The 19,907-nt window shown below is 67.8% G+C and carries 16 protein-coding genes; 2 read left to right on the forward strand and 14 right to left on the reverse strand.

Annotation, left to right across the window (positions count from 1 at the left end; translation table 11 throughout):
- Positions 1 to 94: 94 nt before the first annotated feature.
- The gene (locus QQK63_RS04005) at positions 95 to 1,903 is read left to right on the forward strand and encodes an aminopeptidase P family protein (protein WP_277827308.1); all 1,809 of its coding nucleotides are present in this window, start codon (positions 95 to 97) and stop codon (positions 1,901 to 1,903) included.
- Between the two features lie 91 nt (positions 1,904 to 1,994).
- The gene (locus tag QQK63_RS04010; protein WP_277827306.1) at positions 1,995 to 2,336 is read left to right on the forward strand and encodes a DUF427 domain-containing protein; all 342 of its coding nucleotides are present in this window, start codon (positions 1,995 to 1,997) and stop codon (positions 2,334 to 2,336) included.
- Here QQK63_RS04010 and QQK63_RS04015 read toward each other — a convergent pair whose 3' ends face one another.
- The 14 genes from QQK63_RS04015 to murD form a co-directional block, all read right to left on the reverse strand.
- The gene (locus QQK63_RS04015; RefSeq protein ID WP_277827824.1) at positions 2,337 to 3,968 is read right to left on the reverse strand and encodes a chloride channel protein; all 1,632 of its coding nucleotides are present in this window, start codon (positions 3,966 to 3,968) and stop codon (positions 2,337 to 2,339) included. It abuts the gene before it with no gap.
- Between the two features lie 201 nt (positions 3,969 to 4,169).
- A complete protein-coding gene (recN, locus tag QQK63_RS04020; RefSeq protein ID WP_277827304.1) occupies positions 4,170 to 5,819 on the reverse strand; it encodes a DNA repair protein RecN in 1,650 nt (549 codons plus the stop codon).
- Between the two features lie 51 nt (positions 5,820 to 5,870).
- Positions 5,871 to 6,743, reverse strand: coding sequence for an outer membrane protein assembly factor BamD (locus QQK63_RS04025; RefSeq protein ID WP_277827302.1), 873 nt, complete (start codon positions 6,741 to 6,743; stop codon positions 5,871 to 5,873).
- Positions 6,744 to 6,898: 155 nt separating this feature from the next.
- Positions 6,899 to 7,816 carry a UDP-3-O-acyl-N-acetylglucosamine deacetylase gene (gene lpxC / locus QQK63_RS04030; protein ID WP_277827300.1) on the reverse strand — a complete coding sequence of 306 codons (918 nt, stop codon included), beginning with the start codon at positions 7,814 to 7,816 and terminating at the stop codon, positions 6,899 to 6,901.
- 273 nt (positions 7,817 to 8,089) lie between these two features.
- Positions 8,090 to 9,700, reverse strand: a complete 1,611-nt coding sequence (ftsZ, locus tag QQK63_RS04035; protein ID WP_277827298.1) for a cell division protein FtsZ — start codon at positions 9,698 to 9,700, stop codon at positions 8,090 to 8,092.
- A gap of 196 nt (positions 9,701 to 9,896) precedes the next feature.
- Positions 9,897 to 11,231 carry a cell division protein FtsA gene (gene ftsA, locus QQK63_RS04040; protein ID WP_277827296.1) on the reverse strand — a complete coding sequence of 445 codons (1,335 nt, stop codon included), beginning with the start codon at positions 11,229 to 11,231 and terminating at the stop codon, positions 9,897 to 9,899.
- Entirely contained in the window at positions 11,228 to 12,226 is a 999-nt protein-coding gene (locus QQK63_RS04045; RefSeq protein WP_277827294.1) for a cell division protein FtsQ/DivIB, read from the reverse strand. The genes ftsA and QQK63_RS04045 overlap by 4 nt, the downstream gene beginning before the upstream one ends.
- A complete protein-coding gene (locus tag QQK63_RS04050) occupies positions 12,214 to 13,107 on the reverse strand; it encodes a D-alanine--D-alanine ligase (RefSeq protein ID WP_419789594.1) in 894 nt (297 codons plus the stop codon). Before QQK63_RS04050 ends, QQK63_RS04045 begins: the two co-directional genes overlap by 13 nt.
- Positions 13,108 to 13,235: 128 nt before the next feature.
- Positions 13,236 to 14,165 carry a UDP-N-acetylmuramate dehydrogenase gene (gene murB, locus QQK63_RS04055; RefSeq protein WP_277827290.1) on the reverse strand — a complete coding sequence of 310 codons (930 nt, stop codon included), beginning with the start codon at positions 14,163 to 14,165 and terminating at the stop codon, positions 13,236 to 13,238.
- A gap of 52 nt (positions 14,166 to 14,217) precedes the next feature.
- Complete coding sequence (locus tag QQK63_RS04060; protein ID WP_277827288.1) at positions 14,218 to 14,499, reverse strand: DUF2484 family protein; 282 nt, start codon at positions 14,497 to 14,499, stop codon at positions 14,218 to 14,220.
- Between the two features lie 157 nt (positions 14,500 to 14,656).
- On the reverse strand, positions 14,657 to 16,096 hold the full coding sequence (murC, locus tag QQK63_RS04065) for a UDP-N-acetylmuramate--L-alanine ligase (RefSeq protein WP_277827286.1): 1,440 nt from the start codon (positions 16,094 to 16,096) through the stop codon (positions 14,657 to 14,659).
- Positions 16,093 to 17,196 carry a UDP-N-acetylglucosamine--N-acetylmuramyl-(pentapeptide) pyrophosphoryl-undecaprenol N-acetylglucosamine transferase gene (locus QQK63_RS04070; RefSeq protein ID WP_277827284.1) on the reverse strand — a complete coding sequence of 368 codons (1,104 nt, stop codon included), beginning with the start codon at positions 17,194 to 17,196 and terminating at the stop codon, positions 16,093 to 16,095. The genes murC and QQK63_RS04070 overlap by 4 nt, the downstream gene beginning before the upstream one ends.
- Positions 17,197 to 17,203: 7 nt before the next feature.
- Positions 17,204 to 18,370, reverse strand: a complete 1,167-nt coding sequence (locus QQK63_RS04075; protein ID WP_277827282.1) for a peptidoglycan glycosyltransferase FtsW — start codon at positions 18,368 to 18,370, stop codon at positions 17,204 to 17,206.
- A gap of 128 nt (positions 18,371 to 18,498) precedes the next feature.
- Positions 18,499 to 19,893 (reverse strand): UDP-N-acetylmuramoyl-L-alanine--D-glutamate ligase, encoded by a 1,395-nt coding sequence (gene murD / locus QQK63_RS04080; protein ID WP_277827280.1) that lies wholly within the window; start codon positions 19,891 to 19,893, stop codon positions 18,499 to 18,501.
- Positions 19,894 to 19,907: the final 14 nt, after the last annotated feature.

The raw sequence follows: 19,907 nt of genomic DNA on the forward strand, positions 1-19,907 counted from the left end.
CCGGGCGCGCGGCGGCGGCTGCGCGTACGGGCAGCGTGGGAGATGTGGCTGCCGCGGGGCTGTCCGTATTTTCGGGAAGATGAAGGGGAAAGCGGTGTTCCAGGATTTCGAGGTCAGGAGCCGGCCCGAGGATGGTGTGCCGCGGGTGGCGGCGCTCAGGGCGGCGATGGCGGAGGCGGGGCTCGACGGGTTCCTCGTGCCGCGCGCGGACCGGTTTCAGGGCGAATATGTTGCGCCTTGCGATGACCGGCTGGCCTGGCTGACCGGGTTTACCGGATCGGCGGGATTTGCCGCCGTGCTGGCGGATCGGGCGTGCGTTTTCGTCGACGGGCGCTACCGGGTGCAGGTGAAGGCGCAGGTGGCGCTGGCGGTTTATACACCTGTCGATTGGCCGGAGGTGAAGCTGGCCGATTGGCTGCGCGACGCCCTGCCCGCAGGCGGCAGGGTCGGGTTCGATCCCTGGCTCCACACGATCGAGGAGATGGCCACGCTGCGCGCGGCGCTGGCAGGATCGGGGGTGGAGCTGGTTGGGACGGCAAACCTCGTCGATGCGATCTGGAGCGATCGGCCCGGTCCGCCAGCAGGCGCAATCGAGGTGTTTCCGGACGATCTGGCCGGGAGAAGCGCGGCAGAGAAGCGCGCGGATTGCGCTGCGGCGCTGATCAAGGCGGGGGAAGCCGCGGCGGTTCTGACATTGCCCGACGGGATCAACTGGCTTTTGAACATTCGCGGGCGCGATATCCCCCGCAACCCGGTGGTTCAGGCCATGGCAATCCTGCATGCCGACGGCGGTGTGGACCTGTTTCTTGATCCGGGGCGGGTGGATGCGGCCTTGGCGGGTCATCTTGGGCCGGAGGTGCGGGTGCGCGCGCCCGAGGAGATGGAGACCGCACTGACGGGTCTGGGCGGGCCGGTGCGGCTGGACAGGTCGAGCGCGCCACAGGCGCTTGCCGATCTGCTGGAGGCGGCGGGGATCGCCGTGAGCCATGAGCGCGACCCGACGGTCCTGCCCAAGGCGCGCAAGACCGCGGCCGAGATCGCGGCGACGCGGGCCGCGCATCTGCGCGACGGGGCGGCGATGGTGCGGTTCCTCAGCTGGCTCGATGCCGAGGCCCCCAAGGGCGGGCTGACCGAGATCGACGTGGTGCGGCGGCTGGAAGGGGTCCGGCGCGACACCAATGCGCTGCGCGATATCTCCTTTGACACGATCTGCGGCGCGGGCCCGAACGGGGCCATCGTGCATTACCGCGTGAGCGAGGAAACGAACCGCCCCGTGCGGGCGGGCGAGGTGCTGCTGGTCGACAGCGGCGGGCAATATGCCGACGGGACGACCGACATCACCCGCACCATCGCGGTGGGCGATGTGCCGCAAGAGGCGCGCGAGGCCTTTACGCAGGTGTTGCAGGGCATGATCGCGATCCACCGGGCGCGGTTCCCCAAGGGGGTTTCGGGCGCGCATCTCGATGCGCTGGCGCGGGCGCCGCTTTGGGCGGCGGGGCGGGATTTCGACCATGGCACGGGTCATGGCGTGGGCGTCTACCTGTCGGTCCATGAGGGGCCGCAGCGCCTGAGCCGGGTGTCGACCGTGCCGCTGGACCCCGGCATGATCCTGTCGAACGAGCCGGGCTATTACCGCGAAGGGGCATTCGGCATCCGGATCGAGAACCTGATCGTGGTGGTCGAGGCCCCGCCCCTGCCCGGCGGCGACGCACATCGCGCGCAATTGGCCTTCGAGACGCTGACATGGGTGCCGATCGACCGGAGGATGGTGGTGGCCGAGCGCCTGTCGCCCGCCGAGCGTAACTGGCTGAACGGCTATCACGCGGAGGTTCTGGCGCGGATCGGACCCTTGGTTGAGGGCGAGGTGCTGGCGTGGCTGGAGCGGGCCTGCGCGGCGATCTGACATCACCCTGTCACGCGGAAGGGGCAACCCGGCCCTTGGCAACCGGGACAGCGCCGCCGTAGAAGGGGCGCAACCAAGAGGAGGAGCGTGCATGGCCGACCATATCAGGATCCGCAAGGCGACCGGCAAATGGGTCGTGCGCGCAGGCGGCGCGGTTCTGGGCGAAAGCGACCGGGCGCTGGAACTGACCGAGGGCGATTATCCCCCGGTCATCTATTTCCCGCGCGAAGACATCGGCATGGCGTTTCTGGAGAAGACCGCCAGTTCGACGACCTGCCCGTGGAAGGGTGTCGCGAGCTATTTCACCGTCTCGAGTGCGGCGGGCGATATTCCGGATGCGGCCTGGTCCTATGAGGATCCGTCCGAATCCGTGGCGGCGATCAAGGATCACATCGCCTTTTACATCGACCGTGTGACGGTCGAGCAGCTCTGATCAGCTGTGTTCCTCGGCCGCTGTGGCGGCAAGCGCCCGGTTATAGGCCTTGAGCGCATCGACATGGAACAAGGCCCCTTCGAGCGCGGGGGGGCCATCGCCCGGGGCAAGCTGCACCACTGGCACGTAATCGAGGCCCGTCCGTTCGAAGATCGGCAGGGCGCGTTCGAGCGTCGCATTGGTGTCGGTGTAGATGCCCTGTTCGACCAAGGTCAGCAGCCTGTCATGCGGGGCCGCGTTCTCGTGATCCATGGGGCGCATCACCTTGCCGACGCGGAACATGGCCAGAAGATAGGCCTGCGGCCCGGCGGCGAGGTGGATGTTGCGCCGTTCCAGTTGCGTCAGGAAGAAGGATCGGTCGACCAGCCGTGACGACAGGGCGGTCGACATCGAGACAGCCACCATCACGGCCAGACCCGTCTGCCAGTCGCCGGTCAGTTCGAAAACGATCAGCGTGGTGGAGATCGGCGCGCCGAGGACGGCGGCGGCAACGGCCCCCATGCCCGCCAGCGCGTAAAGCGTGCCTTCGCCCGATTGGTCGGGAAAGATCGCGGTCGCCACGATCCCGAAGGCAAGACCCGTCATCGCCCCGATCATCAGCGAGGGCGAGAAGATGCCGCCGCCCATCCGGCCGCCGATGGTGATGGCCGCCGCCGTGACCTTGAGGATGGTGAAGACCACCGCCTCCCACAGGAGCAATTCGCCGGTCAGCGCGGCCGAGGTCGTCTCGTATCCGACCCCGATGATATGGGGAAACCAGATCGCGAGCGCGCCGAGCAGGAGCCCGGCGAGGGCGGGCCGGAGCCAGCGCGGCATTCCCGACAGGCGCTGGATCATGTTGCCCATATCCTCGGCCCAGAAGGTCGCGCGCATGAAGACGACGGCGACAAGCCCGCACAGGAGGCCGAGGATCAGGAAGGCGGGCAATTCGGTGTAGAATTGCAAAACGCCGTCGCCGCCCAAGGTGTATTCTGTGACCCCCCCGAATTCGAGGCGGTTGATCACCGTGCCCGCAGCGCTGGCGATGACGATGGGGGCAAAGGCATGGACCGCGAAATGGCGCAGCACCACTTCGAGCGCGAAAAGCGCGCCGGCTATGGGCGCGTTGAAACTGGCCGAGACGGCGGCGGCCACGGCACAGCCCAGAAGGTCGCGGCCGGTGATGCCATCGGCCTTGATCCTGTCACTGACCCAGCTGGAGATCACGGCGGCCAGATGCACGACCGGCCCTTCACGACCCGAGGAGCCGCCCGAGCCGAGCGTGATGAGCGAGGCGAGCGCGGAGGCAAGGCCCGCGCGGATTTCCACACGGCCATTGGCGAGCGCCGCGCCCTCGATCACGTCGGCGACCGAGCGCACCCGGCCGTCGGGCGTGAACCAATGCAGGATCAGGCCCACGACAAGCCCGCCCAGAACCGGGATCAGGAGGATCAATTGCCATGGCAGACCTTCGGCGAAGGAATGCAGGAGGCGGACGTCCTCCACGCCGTAGAGCGTTTCCTGAAGCAGGCTGATGCCCTTGCGGAACAAAAGCGCGGCAAAGCCTGCCGCCACCCCGATCAGAAGCGCGATGACCCAGAACTGGATCTGGGTCGGCCCCTTTTGCCGCAACAGGTGCCAGCCGCGACGCACCGCATCGACGGCCTCGGTTGCCACCTGCCCCGGAATGCCGCGCCCGAACCCTGCCACGCCCGTTCCTTCCCTTGCGCAACCGCCCGGTCGCGCTGATCCAGCTTTAGGCGAGTGGGTGGCGGGTGAAAAGACCGGCGTTGGTCACGATGTGGGGGCCAAGCGTCGGGATATGCAGGATTTCGTGAGGGCGCCGGGCGCGCGTCACCCTTCCAGCAGGGCGCGGGCCGCCGCGCGCGCGGCCTCGGTGACGGTATCGCCCGAGAGCATCCGGGCCACCTCGTCGATCCGGGCGGGCGGATCGAGCGGCATCACGCAGCTCAGCGTCACCTCGCCCTCGACCTGCTTGGCCACGCGCCAGTGATGTGCCCCGAGGGCCGCCACCTGTGGCGAATGGGTGACGACCAGAACCTGACCGTTCGCGGCCAGCGCCTTGAGCCTGCGGCCCACGGCATCGGCGGTCGCCCCGCCCACGCCGCGGTCGATCTCGTCGAAGATCATGGTCAGCCCGCTGTCATCGCCCGTCAGGCAGACCTTGAGCGCCAGAAGGAAGCGCGACAATTCCCCGCCCGAGGCGATCTTGTTCAAGGGGCCAGCCGGTGCGCCGGGATTGGTGGCGACGGTGAAGGTGACAAGGTCCACCCCGTCGGGACCGGGCGGCGCGGGGTCGATCACAGTGGTGAAGACCGCGCGCTCCATCTTGAGCGGGGCCAGTTCCTCGGCCATGGCGGTGTCGAGCCGTGCGGCGGCTGCGCGCCGTGCGGCACCAAGCGCCTCGGCGGCGGCGTCATAGGCGGCCCCTGCCCTGTCGGCGGCGGCTTTCAGCCCCGCGATTTCGCCCGCGCCACCGTCCAACCGGGCCAGACGTTCGCGCAGCGTGTCGGCAAGGCCCGCGAGGTCATCGGGGGCGACGGAATGTTTCCGGGCCAGCGCGCGGAGCGCGAAGAGCCGTTCCTCGGTCTCTTCCAGTTCGGAGGGGTTGAAGCTGAGGGCGTCGGCAAAGCGTTCGACGCCCGATTGCGCCTCGGTCAATTCGACAAGGGCGCGGTCGAGCGCGGCAAGCGCCTCGTCCAGCCCGCCCTCGGCGCGGTCGGCCACGCCGTCGAGCCAGCGCCGCGCATCGCCCATCGCGCCCTCGGCCCCGTCGGTTCCGAGGGCTGCGGCGGCGCGGGCGACATCGGCACGCATCCGTTCGGCGGCCTGCATCAGGCGGCGGCGGGCGTCGAGCGTTTCTTCCTCGCCGGGTTGGGGATCGAGTTTGTCGAGTTCAGCCACGGCATGGCGCAGGAAATCCTCCTCGGCACGCATGGTGGCGAGCCGTGCCTCGGCGGCCTCGAGGGCTGCGAGCGCGCGGCGGCGGTCGGTCCATGCGGCGCGTGTGGCGGCGAGCCGGTCGTCGAGCGCCCCGAAGCGGTCCAGAAGCGCCCGGTGCTGGCGCGGGTCCAGAAGGCCGCGATCATCTTGCTGGCCGTGCAATTCCACCAGCGTGTCGGAAAGGGCGCGCAAAAGCTCGCCGGTGGCGCGGCGGTCGTTGACCCAAGCCGTCTTGCGCCCCTCGGGCGTGTTCACGCGGCGCAGGATCAGCGTCTCGTCCGGCTCGAAGCCCGCTTCCTCCAGCACGGCAAGGGCGGGATGGCCCGGCGCAAGCTCGAATTCCGCGACCACCTCGCCCTGTTCGGCGCCGCTGCGGACCAGATCGGCGCGTCCACGCCAGCCGAGGACAAAGCCGAGACTGTCCAGAAGGATCGATTTGCCCGCGCCGGTTTCACCGGTCAGCACGTTGAGACCCGGCTGGAAGGCAAGCTCCAGCCGGTCGATGATCAGCATGTCGCGGATGTCGAGGTGTCGCAGCATCGCCGCCCGGTTTCCCCTAGCGTCCGCGCCCCGTCAAGGGCGCGCGCCGCATCACAACCAGGCGCCCCGGACGGTTTGCTGCCAGATCTCGCTCAACCAGCCTTCGCCCTGCGCCTCGGGGGCGAGGTTTTGCCCCGTGAGCTGCCGGAAGGCATCGTCGTAGAAGGGCGAGGACTGGAAATTGTAGCCAAGGATCGCGCCCGCGGTCTGCGCCTCGTCCGTCAGGCCGAGCGCAAGATAGGCCTCCACCAGACGCATCAGAGCCTCGGGCGTGTGGCTGGTGGTCTCGAACTGTTCGACCACGACGCGGAAGCGGTTGATCGCGGCAGCATGGTGACCCCGGCGCAGGTAATAGCGCCCGATCTCCATCTCCTTGCCGGCGAGATGGTCGAAGGCCACCTCGAACCGCAAGATCGCATCCTGCGTGTATTCGCTATCGGGGTAGCGTTCGATCACTTCGCGGAGCGCCTGCAAGGCCTGGAACGTTACGCCCTGATCGCGGCCGACCTCGTCGATCTGGTCGTAATAGCTGAGCGCCAGAAGGTATTGGGCATAGGCGGCATCTTCTTCACCGGGGTAGAAGTCGAGGTAACGCTGCGCCGCGATGCGCGCATTCTCGTAATCCTCGTCCTCGTGATAGGCGAAGGCGGCCATGATCAAGCCGCGGCTGGCCCATTCCGAATAGGGATGCAGCCGTTCGACCTCGATGAAGAGGGCGGCGGCGCGGTCGGGGCGGCCGTTTTCCAGCTCGGCCTCGCCCTGCTGGTAGATCGTGAGCGCGTCCTGCTCTTCCAACGGCACGGTCGCGTTGCGGCTGGCGAAGAAACCGCCACCTCCGCCGCCACCGAACAATCCGCCGCCACCGCAGGCCGAAAGCGCCATCACCATCGCGAGACCGGTGAAAAGGCCCGTCTTCCGGATCATGGCGCTGCCACGGCTGTGCATGCTCGAAACCCCAAGTTTTTCAGGAACGTCCCGCCTGAGCCGGTCCATCTGGGACTGGTCCTAGCATATTCTTTCTGAGGGCAAAACGCCTGAAATCCGCTTTTCGACGCAGCAGCGCGATAGGCGTGCAGCGCTCAGGCCACATCGGCAAGGTCCGCGACCTTGACGCCCATGCCGGGCAGGCGCGCGGCCTGTTCCGGGGTGCATTCCACGAAACGCCACGCATCGGGCCGCGAGAAGAGTGCGCGGAGCAATTGATTGGTCATCATGTGGCCCGCCCGAACACCGGTGTAGCGCCCGAGGATGGGCGCACCCGCCAGCGCGAGATCGCCAAGCGCATCGAGCATCTTGTGGCGCACAGCCTCGTCGGCGTGACGCAGACCACCCGGGCTGAGCACGACGCCGCCATCGACCACGACCGCATTTTCATAGGTGCCGCCCAGGGCAAGGCCCGCAGCCCACATCGCATCCACATCGGCCTGACGGCAGAAGGTGCGGCTGTCGCAGAGTTCGCGCACGAAACGCCCGTTGGCGAGGCTGGCGACACGGCGCTGACGGCCGATGGCCGCATCCTCGAAATCGATGGTGAAATCCATCTCGAGCCCCGGCGCAGGCGACAGGCTGGCCCATGCGTCCCCTTCGGACACGGCGACTTCGCGCAGGATTTCGATCGCGTGGATCGGGGCGGATTGGCGCACGATACCGGCATCGAGAAACGCGCGGACGAAGGGCGCGGCGGATCCGTCGAGGATCGGTGCCTCGGGCCCGTCCAGTTCGACATGCGCGTTGTGAATGCCGCACCCGGCAAGGGCCGCCATCACATGTTCGACGGTCGACACCTCGGCCCCGTCCTCGCCCTGCAGCTTGGTGCAGAGGCGGCTCATCGGGACGACGTCATAGCGGGCGGGGATCGGCGCGCTGCCCTCAAGGTCGGTACGCTGGAACCACAGGCCCATATGCGCCGCCTTCGGGCGCACAATCATGCGCACGGGTCCACCGGTGTGAAGACCCACACCCGTGAAAGCGACCGGTTGCCGAAGCGTTGCCTGCATGAACGTTCTTATCTCCGCTCCGTCCGCGTGTGCCATGCGGATCGTGCCCTGCGCGCTTGTGCGTCGTGTCGACGCAATGCCCGCTTTTGCCATGGAGATCGGATACAGGGGCGGCGGGAAAGGAACAATTCAACCTTTATGACTCCCTGCAACAATGCCGAAACCTATCGGCAAGGTTTCGCCGATTGCCCGCCGACACCCGGCCAAACCGCTGTTTACAAAACGAAAAAGGCCGACACGCGGTCGGCCTTTCGAGATGTGTTGTGATGGGTGTCAGTTCGCCTGACGCCGCAGGAAGGCCGGGATCTCGATCCGTTCCTGATCGGGGTCGACAATCCCGTCATCCACCGCGTGATGCGGCGGCGGGGCCGAGGCGCGACCGACCGACATCGGGGGCTGGCGACGCTCGGTGGCGGGGGCCGCATCTTCGGCGTGGCCCGTCATGCGGTTGATCAGGGACCCGATCCCGAGGCGGGCGCGCTGCGGCGCTTCGGCCTGCGGTTCGGCGGCGGGTGCGTTGCGTGGCGCATCTTTCTGGATTGCGGCGCGCAGCCGGGCGAGCGCCTCGGGCGTCGGTTTGCCGGCGGCGGGCGGACGGGGCGCGACGAATTCGGGCTGCGACGTGGCGGTCATGCGCGGATCAGGGCGCGAAGCGGCGGTTTGGGCTGCCGGGCGATAGGCCGGCGGCGGCACCATGTCGTCATCGGCCAGATCATCCTCGAGATCGTCGCCCATCATGCTGGTGAAGAGCGACGGCTCTTCGCCGGTCATCATCTCTTCTTCCTCGACGTAGTCCTGAACCGGCTCGGGGCGCGGGGCCGGAGCCTCGGCGGCCGGTGCGGGCGCGGGGGCCGCGCGGCTTGCCACGGCGGCGGCGGCAAAGCTGCGCGCCGGTGCCATCTGGACCTGCGCCTCGCCCACGTCGATGCCGGTGGCCACGACGCTGACGCGCATCTTGCCTTCCATGTCGGGATCGAGCGTCGAGCCGACGATGATGTTGGCGTCCGGGTCCACTTCCTCGCGGATGCGGTTGGCGGCCTCGTCCAGTTCGAACAGGGTCAGGTCATAGCCGCCGGTCACGTTGATCAACACGCCGCGCGCACCCTTGAGGCTGATTTCGTCGAGGAGCGGGTTGGCGATGGCCTTTTCGGCGGCCTGCAAGGCGCGGCTGTCGCCCTCGGCCTCGCCGGTGCCCATCATCGCCTTGCCCATCTCGTTCATCACGGCGCGGACATCGGCGAAATCGAGGTTGATGAGACCGGGGCGCACCATCAGGTCGGTCACGCCCTTGACGCCCTGGTAGAGCACGTCGTCGGCCATGGCGAAGGCTTCGGTGAAGGTGGTCTTTTCATTGGCCAGCCGGAACAGGTTCTGGTTGGGAATGATGATCAGCGTATCGACGACCTTTTGCAGCTGCTCGATGCCCTCATCGGCCTGCCGCATCCGCTTGGTGCCTTCGAACTGGAAGGGCTTGGTCACGACGCCGACGGTCAGAACGCCCAGCTCGCGCGCGGCCTGTGCGATGATCGGCGCGGCGCCGGTGCCGGTGCCGCCGCCCATCCCGGCGGTGATGAAGCACATATGCGCGCCGGCCAGATGATCGACGATTTCCTCGATGCTTTCCTCGGCGGCGCTGGCACCCACGGCGGGCCGTGCGCCTGCGCCCAGGCCCTCGGTCACGCGGGCGCCCATCTGGATCTTGGCGGTGGCGCGCGACTGGGTCAGCGCCTGCGCATCGGTGTTGGCGACCACGAACTCGCACCCGTCGAGGTTCTGGTCGATCATGTTGTTGACGGCATTGCCGCCCGCGCCACCCACGCCGAACACGGTGATCCGCGGCTTCAGGTCGGGCTGGCTGTTCGGCATCATCAGGTTGAGTGTCATGGATCTGTCCGCCTGTTTTTCGATCTTGAGATCCGGCCGCAGTCTTGTCGCCGACGGTCCGCTTCTGCCTCTGTTTCAGGCAAACTTACCTGTTTCCACAGGGCACGTCACGAGGAATTTCAAGAAATGACGCGAAATATGGGGCGGAAATCCGCCCATTCACCCGCCTTTTGCGATGTGACACCAGATCCGGGGGTTACCAGTTGTCCCGAAACCATTTGACGGCCCGTTTCAGGCTGCGCGCCGGAAGGCGGTCGGCGGGGGTCTCGAAATCCCACCATTCGTCCTGCGGATAGGCCGCGAAAAGCGCCAGCCCCACGCAGGCCGAAAAGGCCGGTCCGCAGGTTGATTGCGGCAGGCCCTGCACCCGCAACGGACGGCCCAGACGCACCTGGTTGCCGAGGATGCGGCTGGCCAGCCCGTCGAGGCCGGGGATCTGGCTGGCCCCGCCGGTCAGAACGATCCGCTGGCTGGGCAGATGGTCGAAGCCCGCCGCCTCCAGCCGGGCCTGCACCTCTTCGAGGATTTCCTCGACGCGGGGGCGCATGACGCCGATCAGTTCGGCGCGCGTGACGGTGCGCCGGTCGTGATGCCAATCGCCCGTCTCGCTTTCCAGTTCGATGATCTCGCGGTCATCCATGCCGGTGGCGATCACGCCGCCGAAGCGGGTCTTGATCTTTTCGGCATGGGCCATCGGGATATGGAGACCCTGGCTGATGTCGCCGGTCACATGATCGCCGCCCATCCGCACGGTATCGGCGTAGATCATGTGTTTCTTCATGAAGATCGAGAGGCTGGTGGTGCCGCCGCCCATGTCGATACAGGCCGCGCCCAGTTCCTGCTCGTCCTCGACCAGGCTGGAGACAGCGGCGACATAGGGCGCGCTGGCCAGACCGGCCAGTTCGAGATCACAGCGTTTGACGCAGTAAAGCAGCGTCTCGATGGCATGGGCCTCGATCGTCAGGAGATGCATGTCGACGGACAGGCGGTTGCCGACATGGCCGCGCGGATCGGTCAGACCGGTGCGATGGTCGAGCGAGAAATTCACCGGCTGGGCGTGCAGCACCTCGCGGCCCTGACCCAGATCGGGCAGGTCGCATTCGGCCAGAACCTGCGCCACGTCGTGATCGGTCACGGTGCCGGTGGTCAGCGTCACCTCGCCATCGAGCCCGTAGCTGCGCGGGCGCGCACCGGCCAACGCGACGATGACGTGATCGACGCGCACCTGCGCCATCTTCTGCGCGCCCTGCACCGCGGTACGGATCGCGCGCTCGGTCTCCTGCACCATGTCGATTTCGCCAAAGCGCACGCCGCGCGAGCGGGTCGTGGCCGCGCCGATGATGCGGAAACTGGCCTGCCCCGCCATCGCGCCGATCCCTTCGGCGGGACCCATCGTGTTGGTCTGATCGAATTTCAGGATCAGGCACGATGTCTTGTGCGTGCCGATGTCGAGCACGGCGATCACGCCCCGGCGCATCGCCTCCTGCCGCTTGGCCCGCATGGCCCGCTGCGACTGGTACAGAATGGTCATCCGTTTTGCTCTCCGGTCAGGGTTTCGCGTTCCAACTCGCGGAGGCGGTGCATTTCCTCCAGCGCGGGACGGGTCAGTTGCACGGTCAATCGGTCGGGGTTGCGCAGGTCGATGCGCAGCACGTCGCGGTCGAGGATCTGGGACGCGTCCTGCAAGGCCAGCGCCCGGTCCAGCGCCTGCACCGCGCCCTGCGCGGGCAAAAGGATCCGCCGCCCATCGGTCAGCACGACGTCCCACCGCCGTTCGCCCACCCGCACAAGGCCGCGCAACCGATCGCCCAAAGGCGCGGCGGCGGCATGGAGCGCCAGCGCCTCGCCCACCACGAGGTCGGCCCCGTCGCCCGCCACGGCGGGCAGCGGCCGGTCGAGAACATGGTCATCCAAGCTTGCCACGAAATGCCCCTCGGCATCGATCAGCGACAGGCCGTCGCGCGTCTGCCAGATCAGCGCGGGCACCCGTTCCACCACGCGCACGGCAAGATACCCGCCCGACTGGATGCGCAATTCGGCCGAGGCGACCGAGGGCAAGGCCTCCACCCGGTCGCGCAGGGCGGCAAGATCCAGATCGAAGGACGACATCGGGAGTTGCAGGCCCATCGCGGCCCGCACCTCGGCGATCACCCGGTCGCTGGCCCCTTCGACGCCAACGACGGCCACGCGGAATTCGGGGCGGCTTTCGATTTCGCGGCGGATCTCCTGCCCTGCGTCCCAGATCGCCGCGCGGCGTTCGGCATCGCCGAAATAGGCCAAAGCCCCGAAACACAGGACGAAGGCCGGGACACCGACGCGCAAGAGCTTGCGGAAGAGCGGCGTAAGCCAGAGCCGCTGGACACGATAGGACCAGATCGAGGGCGCGGGATCGCGCGGGGCCTCGGGCACGAGGGCGGGCGCGGTACGGGCGACCGGCGGCTCGATGGCGCGCGGCGGTGCTTGCGTCGGCACATCGCGGCACTGCCCCGGCGGGATCGGTTCGCGGCGGGCGATCAGCGGTCGCATGACGCATCCTCCACCAGCCAGCGGCACAGGGTGCCGAAGGAGATGCCGCAAGCCGCCGCCTGTTCCGGCGTCAGCGAGGTCGGCGTCATCCCCGGTTGCGTGTTGGTTTCCAGCAAGACCAGCCCCGCGAGGCCGCGGCTTTCGTCCCAGCGGAAATCGGTGCGGCTGACACCCCGGCAGCCCAGCACGCGGTGCGCGGTCACGGCCATGTCCATGCAGGCGTCGAAAATCGTCTGCGGCACCTCAGCGGGCACGACATGGCGCGATCCGCCAGCCACATATTTGGCGGCGTAATCGTACCAGCCCTCGGTCAGGATATCGGTGACGGTCAGCGCGCCGGGATCATCCGGCCCGGTCCCCATCACCGAACAGGTCAGTTCGCGGCCGGGCACATAGGTCTCGACCATGACGGTGTCGGGCATGGTGTCGGCCAGTTGCGGCGGGCCGTTCGCGCCCTCGGTCACGAGATAGACGCCGACCGAGGACCCTTCGTTGTTGGGTTTGACGACATAGGGCGGTTGCAGGGCATGAGCGGCCATCACCTGCGCCTTGGGCAGGATCAGGCTGTCGACCACCGGCAGGCCATGGGCGCGGTAGACTTCCTTGGTGCGAGCCTTGTCCATGGCCAGCGCCGAGGCCAGCACGCCCGAATGGGTATAGGGAATGCGAAGCCATTCGAGGAGGCCCTGAACGCAGCCATCCTCGCCCCAGCGGCCATGAAGAGCGTTGAAACAGACATCGGGCTTCAGATCCGACAGCCGCGCAGGCAGGTCGGGGCCGCAATCGACCTCGATCACCGCGTAGCCTTCGCCCCGAAGCGCCTCAGCGCAGCCACGGCCCGTCGAGAGCGACACCTCGCGCTCGGACGAGGGGCCACCCATAAGGACCGCGACACGGGGGGTTTTTCCGCTCGAACCCGCCACCTGTGCCTCACGATGCCGTCGGGTTCTTTTGCCCGATCAGCTGCTTGTTTTCCGCCCGGTTGGCCCGGGTCGGTCTTATGCCTGTGTCATGCGCGCGGTCGCCCGACGCGCATGATTTCCCATTGTAGCTCTATTCCCTGTGTCTCGAAAACCCTTTTTCGGACCTCTTCCCCCAAACCTTCCAGATCGGCCGCCGTGGCCCCTCCGGTGTTGATGAGGAAGTTGGAATGTTTCTCCGACATCTGCGCGCCCCCCCGGCGCGCGCCGCGCAACCCGGCGGCGTCGATCACGGCCCAGGCCTTGAGGTCATGCACGTCATCGGCGCGGCCCGTCGAGGAATAGCCGGCCGGGTTGCGGAACGTGCTGCCCGCGCTGCGGTCCTTGGTGGGTTGGGTCGCATCACGCCGCGCCAGTTGATCCTCCATCCGGGCGGCCAGCGCGGCAGGATCGCCCTCGGCCGCGCGAAACGTCACCTCGGTGATCACCGCGCCTTCGGGCAGGTCGGTCTGGCGATAGGCAAAGGCGATGTCGCCGGGGCCGAACGTCACCCGCCGCCCATTGCGCAGGACGCCGCGCGCGGAGACGAAATGATCGGCAACATAGCTGCCATAACAGCCCGCATTCATCCGGAGCGCGCCCCCCACCGAACCGGGGATGGTGCGCAGAAAGGTCAGGTCGCGCCCCGCCTCGGCGGCCTTTCGCGCGACATGGGCATCGAGGGCGGCGGCCCCCGCGATGACCAGATCGCCCTCGACCCGGATCGCGTTGAAGCCACGCCCCAGCCGGATCACGACGCCGGGAAGGCCACCGTCGCGCACGATGAGGTTCGAACCCACCCCCATCGGAAAGACCGGCACAGCCGGGTCGAGTGCGGCCAGAAAACCGCACAAGTCGTCTTCGTCGGCGGGCTGGATCAGCCAATCGGCGGGGCCGCCCACGCGCAACCACGTCAGATCGGCAAGAGAGCGGTCCGGCGTCTTGGTGCCGCGCAGGGGAATGTCGGGAATGGCTGTCATGGCCTGCCTGCTAACCGCGCGCCCCGCGCCTGTCCAGCCGGGCCGCGCCGGGTCATTCGCCGGGATGCTCGCGCGGCTGTTCGATCTCCTGCGGCGCCAGGAGCCCCGCCAGCCGCTGCCCCGCCCGCAAGATGGGCCAGCGCAGGAGCGTGGCCCCGGCCACCAGCCCGATCACCCCCATGGCAGGCCCCATGCTGAGCGTCACGAACCCCAGAAGCGGGATGCCCGTCGCGATCAGCACCCAGGCGAAGGGCCAGTGATAGCGTCGCGGCGCAAGACCCGCGGCGCAGGCGGCCGCCCCCCACAGACAGACAAGGAGAAGAGCGACAGGCATCACGCGGCACTCCTGACGGGACCAGAACCAAAACAAACGGGATCGTGGATTGCGGGACCCGCGGCCCGGCGCTTGGCCGGGGCACAAGTTGCACGAGGGCCCATCCACTTGGGCATTCTCGTCATGGTCCCTTCATCCTCCATCCCGGTCATCACCATCACCCGGCCGCGGCTTGCGTGTCCAGATCCTTCAATCGGGCGGGCAAACCATGCGCCCATGCCGAAATCGTGCCCGCGCCCAGACAGACGACCATGTCGCCCGGCCGCGCCTGTTCGCGCACCAGCCGTTCCAGATCGTCCTCGGACAGGATCGCGCGGGCGTGGCGGTGCCCGTGCCGGATCAGGCCCGCCACCAGATCATCGCGGCTTGCACCGGGGATCGGGGCCTCGCCCGCGGCATAGACTTCGGCGATGGCGACCACGTCGGCGTCGTTGAAACAGCCGCAGAAATCCTCGAACAGGCTCGAGAGGCGGGAATAGCGATGCGGCTGATGCACCGCGATGACGCGCCCCGCGCCCTCGGTCCCGATGGCTTGGCGCGCCGCGCGCAGCACGGCCGCGATCTCGACCGGGTGGTGGCCGTAATCGTCGATGATCGTCACGCCGCCGACATCGCCCACCTTGGTGAAGCGGCGGTTGACGCCCTTGAAGCCCGCCAGCGCGGCGCGGATTTCCTCGGCCTTCATGCCCAGATGCCGGGCCACGGCCACGGCGGCCAGCGCGTTCGACACGTTATGATCGCCCGGCATCGGCAGGGTGCAGCCCTCGATCACCTGCCCCTCGGCCTGAAGCGCGATGTCGAACTGCGCGACCCCCGCCTTGTAGGTCAGGTTGATCGCCCGCACATCCGCCTGCGCGTTGAAGCCGAAGGTGACGATCCGCCGGTCGGTGACGCGGCCCACCAGCGCGCGGACCTCGGGGTGATCGGTGCAGCAGACGGCGATGCCGTAGAAAGGAATGTTCGACACGAAATCGGTGAAGCCCTGCCGCAGGTTCTCGATCGTGCCCCAATGTTCCATATGCTCGGGGTCGATGTTGGTGACGATGGCGATGGTCGCGGGCAGGCGGTTGAAGGTGCCGTCGCTTTCATCCGCCTCGACGACCATCCAGTCGCCCTGCCCCACCCGTGCGTTCGACCCATAGGCATGGATCACGCCGCCGTTGATCACCGTCGGATCGACACCGCCCGCATCCAGAAGCGTCGCCACCAGCGTCGTCGTCGTGGTCTTGCCGTGCGTTCCCGCGACCGCGATGTTGGAGCGCAGGCGCATCAATTCGGCCAGCATCTCGGCCCGGCGCACCACCGGCAGGCCGCGCGCGCGGGCGGCGTCCAGTTCCGGGTTGCCGGTCTTGATCGCGCTCGAGATCACCACGACCTCGGCATTTTCGAGGTTCTCGGCCTTTTGTCCGATGAAGATGCGCGCGCCCAGATCCGCCAGCCGATCCGTGATCTTGCTGGCCTTCAGGTCGGAGCCCTGCACTTGGTAGCCGTGGTTGAGCAGCACCTCGGCGATGCCCGACATGCCGATCCCGCCGATGCCGACGAAATGGATCGCGCCCAGTTGGGTGGGGAGTTTGGTGACGGCGGCGGCGTTCATGAGGCTCCTTTCCGCGCCAGTTCCTCGACCAGCGCGGCAAGCCGTGTCGCGGCATCGGGAACGCCGACGGACAGGGCCCCTCGCGCCATCGTATCGGCGGCGTCGGGTTGGGTGAGAATGGTTTCGATCGCCTGCGCCAGCGTCTGGGGCGTCAGGCGGGCTTCGGGGATCATCACGGCTGCATTCGCCTCGACCAGGCCGCGCGCATTGGCGCTTTGGTGATCGGCGGTCGCTGCGGCATAGGGGATCAGGATCGCGGGCCGCCCGATCACCGAGATATCGGCGACGGACGACGCCCCGGCGCGGCTGATGACGAGCTGGGCCTCGGACAGGCGGCGCGGCATATCCCGGAAAAATGGTTCGATCTCGGCGCGCACGCCCAGCGCGGCATAGGCCCCGGCGACACGCTCGTGATCCTCGGGGCGGGCCTGCTGGGCGATGCGCAACTGCCCGCGCAACCCCTCGGGCAAGAGCGCGATGGCGGCAGGCACGGTATCGGCCAGGATACGCGCGCCCTGGCTGCCGCCGAAGACCAACAGGCTCATCGGCCAGTCGCCGGGCGGCATATAGGGCGCGCCCGCGCGCTCCAGCACGGCGGCGCGAACCGGGTTGCCGGTCTGCACCCCCTCGATGCCGGAGGGCAGCTCGGTGGGCCAAGTCCCGCAGGCCACGACATCGACGCGACGGGCGAAGACGCGATTGACCCGGCCCAGCACGCCGTTTTGTTCGTGGATCATGCAAGGCGTGCGCGTGATCCAGGCGGCGGCCAGCGCGGGGATCGTCGGATAGCCGCCGAAACCCACCACCACATCGGGCCGCTCGCGCCACATCTTCAGCGTCGCCGCCAAGATCCCGCCGAGAATGCGGAAGGGCGCGGTCAGTTTCGCCATCACCCCGCCCCGCGCGAAGGTGGCCGAGGTCACCTGTCGCACCTCGACTGCATGGGAATAGCCATCGGTGTAGCGGGCGCCGCGCGCATCGGTCGACAAGGTCACGCGCCAGCCGCGGCGGATCATCACCTCGGACAGGGCTTGGGCGGGGAACATGTGCCCCCCGGTGCCACCGGCCGCGATGATCAGATGGGGATGGGCGGGGGTCATGGCGGGCCTACCTCTGCCGCGACAGGAGGATGTCGCCGATCTCGCCCTGCGGCCGCAACCGGGTGAAGGCCAGGAGCATTCCCACCGCGATCCCCGTCGCGATGACCGAGGAGCCGCCATAGCTGACAAAGGGCAGCGTCATCCCCTTGGCCGGCAAGAGCCGCGCCGCAACGCCGAGGTTGATGAAGGCCTGAAGCGCCAAAAGGCTCGCGATGCCCGTCCCCGCCAGCCGGATGAACGGATCGCGTTCGCGCATCAGCCGGAAAAAGGCGCGCAGCGTGATGGTCGCGAACAGCGCGATGATCAGGAACACCAGCACGACGCCATATTCCTCGGCCGCGACCGCGATGATGAAATCGGTATGGGCATCGGGCAGCGTCCAGCGCACCGTCCCCTCGCCCAGTCCCGCGCCGAACACCCCGCCGTTGCGGATCGCATCGGCGGCATAGGCGATCTGGGTGTTGGGGTCGATTTCCGCCGACAGGAACCCGTCGATGCGGCGCGCGACATGTTCGGAATTGTTGTAGGCCACAACGCCGCCAAGGCCCACCAGACCCATCAGCGCGAAAAGCAGGGTCATGGGCGCGCCCGCCACGAAATAGATCACCGACCAAGCGAAGATGATCAGCGCGGCCTGCCCGAAATCGGGCTGCATCACAAGAAAGCCCACGATCACGATCATGGCGAAAAGAGAGACGGTCTTGCCGGGTGGCCCCGCGACCTCCTGGCTTGACGCGATCATCCATGCGGTGAAGATGACGAAGACGGGCTTGAGGAATTCCGCCGGCTGCACCGAGGCGAAGCCGAGCGAAAACCACCGCACCGCGCCTTGCCCGAAATCCGTCCCGAAGGCGGGCAGCATGGCCAAGGCCAGCGTCGCCCCGAAAAAGCCCAAGACACCGAGACGGCGGATCGTGACCGGCCCCATCATCGAGACAAGGATCATCACGGATAGGCCCATGGCTCCGAAAGCGCCTTGCCGGATGACGTAATGGAACGGATCGAGCCCGTTGCGTTCGGCCAGCGGTGTCGAGGCCGCGAATCCCAGCAAGATGCCGATGGCAAACAGCGTCAGCACGCAAAAGATCGTCACCCGGTCGACCGTCCGCCACCAACGTGGAAGAACCGCCTCGCCCGATTGCACGATCACCGTGCCATGCGCGATTTCTGTCATGGGGTCTGCCCGCCCGTTGTCTTGTCGTTGCCTGCCTCAGGATCGCCCGGTTTTCCGGGTCGTGTGGTTGAGCCTAACCTGAAATCGCGCGCAGGGCCAGCCTTTCGCTTGACCGTGGCCGATTTGCGTCAGGTCAATTTGGCGACCTGCTCCATGAAATCCCGCCCGCGATGCTCGAAACTGTCGTATTGGTCGAAACTCGCAGCAGCAGGCGCAAGGAGCACGGTCTCCCCCGGCTCGGCCTCGGCCGCCGCGCGCGCGACGGCGGAGGCCATGTCGCCGCAGATCTCGTGCGGCACGTCGCCCAGATGCAGGGCAAAGGCCGCGGCTTCGCGCCCGATCACATAGGCCTTCACCACCTCGCCCATGGCAGAGGCAAGCGCGAACATCCCCCCCTCCTTCTCCAGCCCGCCGCAGATCCAGCGGATGCGCTTGAAGGCGCCCAGCGCCTTGACGGCGGCATCGACATTCGTGGCCTTGCTGTCATTGACGAAGGACACGCCACCGATCTCCGCCACCCGCTGCGAGCGATGCGGCAACCCCTCGAAGGAATGGAACGCCGCCTCGATCTCCTTGGGGTTCACACCCAGCGCGCGCGCCACGCCATAGGCGCAGGCCGCGTTCTGATGGTTGTGCGCGCCGGGCAGGCCGCGCACCTCGCGCAGATCGATGGAGGCCACTTGCCGCCCCTTGCGCATCTCCGACAGCCAGCCCTTGCGCGCCACCAGATCCCAGCCCGGCCCCGCGATCTTGTGGCACGAGACCCGGATCAGGCGCATGTCACCCGGCCCTTCGGCCACTTGGTTGGCCAGATACCGCCCCTCGTCCTCGTCGACACCGATCACGGCGCGGTCGGGTCCCCCCATGGTGAACAGCCGCGCCTTGGCGGCGAAATAGCCGCCCATGCCGCCATGCCGGTCGAGGTGATCGGGCGAAAGGTTGGTGAAGACCGCGATATCGGGGGTCAAGGCGCGCGCAAGGTCGATCTGGTAGGAGGACAGCTCCAACACCACAACGCCCCCCTCGCCCGGAGGCTCGATGTCAAGCACACCGCGCCCGATATTGCCGGCAAGCTGCACCGGCCGCCCCGCCGCCGTCAGAACATGGGCGATCAGCGCGGAGGTGGTGGATTTTCCATTGGACCCGGTGACGGCCACGACCTTTGGCGGCTCGTCCAGATCGCCCCAGTCGCTGAGTGCGAGCGACCGAAAGAACAGGCCCACATCGTTGTCGACCGGCACACCCGCCGCCCAAGCGGCGGCAATGGCGCGGTGCGGCTTTGGGTAGAGATGCGGGATACCGGGCGAGGTGATGAGCGCCGTGACCCCCTCAAGCGCGCCCTCGGCACAGGGGTCATGCACCGTGAAGCCCTCGCCTGCCGCCGCTTCGCGCGCCGCCGCGCCATCGTCCCAGCACAAGGCCTCGGCCCCGCCCGCGCGGAGCGCCCGCGCCGTGGCCAGGCCCGACCGCCCGAGACCCAGCACCGCCACGCGTTGCCCGTCGAACCCCTGAACCGGTATCATGCTCTCTCCCCCGT

Source organism: Roseicyclus marinus (assembly GCF_030163795.1).
Taxonomy (GTDB): Bacteria; Pseudomonadota; Alphaproteobacteria; order Rhodobacterales; family Rhodobacteraceae; genus Roseicyclus; species Roseicyclus marinus.

Excerpts from the sequence above, each read along its gene's own strand:
- QQK63_RS04010 (WP_277827306.1), top strand. The coding sequence starts at position 1,995 with ATGGCCGACCATATCAGGATCCGCAAGGCGACCGGCAAATGGGTCGTG.
- recN (WP_277827304.1), bottom strand. The coding sequence starts at position 5,819 with ATGCTGCGACACCTCGACATCCGCGACATGCTGATCATCGACCGGCTG.
- QQK63_RS04025 (WP_277827302.1), bottom strand. The coding sequence starts at position 6,743 with ATGATCCGGAAGACGGGCCTTTTCACCGGTCTCGCGATGGTGATGGCG.
- lpxC (WP_277827300.1), bottom strand. The coding sequence starts at position 7,816 with ATGCAGGCAACGCTTCGGCAACCGGTCGCTTTCACGGGTGTGGGTCTT.
- ftsZ (WP_277827298.1), bottom strand. The coding sequence starts at position 9,700 with ATGACACTCAACCTGATGATGCCGAACAGCCAGCCCGACCTGAAGCCG.
- ftsA (WP_277827296.1), bottom strand. The coding sequence starts at position 11,231 with ATGACCATTCTGTACCAGTCGCAGCGGGCCATGCGGGCCAAGCGGCAG.
- QQK63_RS04045 (WP_277827294.1), bottom strand. The coding sequence starts at position 12,226 with ATGCGACCGCTGATCGCCCGCCGCGAACCGATCCCGCCGGGGCAGTGC.
- QQK63_RS04050 (WP_419789594.1), bottom strand. The coding sequence starts at position 13,107 with ATGGGTGGCCCCTCGTCCGAGCGCGAGGTGTCGCTCTCGACGGGCCGT.
- murB (WP_277827290.1), bottom strand. The coding sequence starts at position 14,165 with ATGACAGCCATTCCCGACATTCCCCTGCGCGGCACCAAGACGCCGGAC.
- QQK63_RS04060 (WP_277827288.1), bottom strand. The coding sequence starts at position 14,499 with ATGCCTGTCGCTCTTCTCCTTGTCTGTCTGTGGGGGGCGGCCGCCTGC.
- murC (WP_277827286.1), bottom strand. The coding sequence starts at position 16,096 with ATGAACGCCGCCGCCGTCACCAAACTCCCCACCCAACTGGGCGCGATC.
- QQK63_RS04070 (WP_277827284.1), bottom strand. The coding sequence starts at position 17,196 with ATGACCCCCGCCCATCCCCATCTGATCATCGCGGCCGGTGGCACCGGG.
- QQK63_RS04075 (WP_277827282.1), bottom strand. The coding sequence starts at position 18,370 with ATGACAGAAATCGCGCATGGCACGGTGATCGTGCAATCGGGCGAGGCG.
- murD (WP_277827280.1), bottom strand. The coding sequence starts at position 19,893 with ATGATACCGGTTCAGGGGTTCGACGGGCAACGCGTGGCGGTGCTGGGT.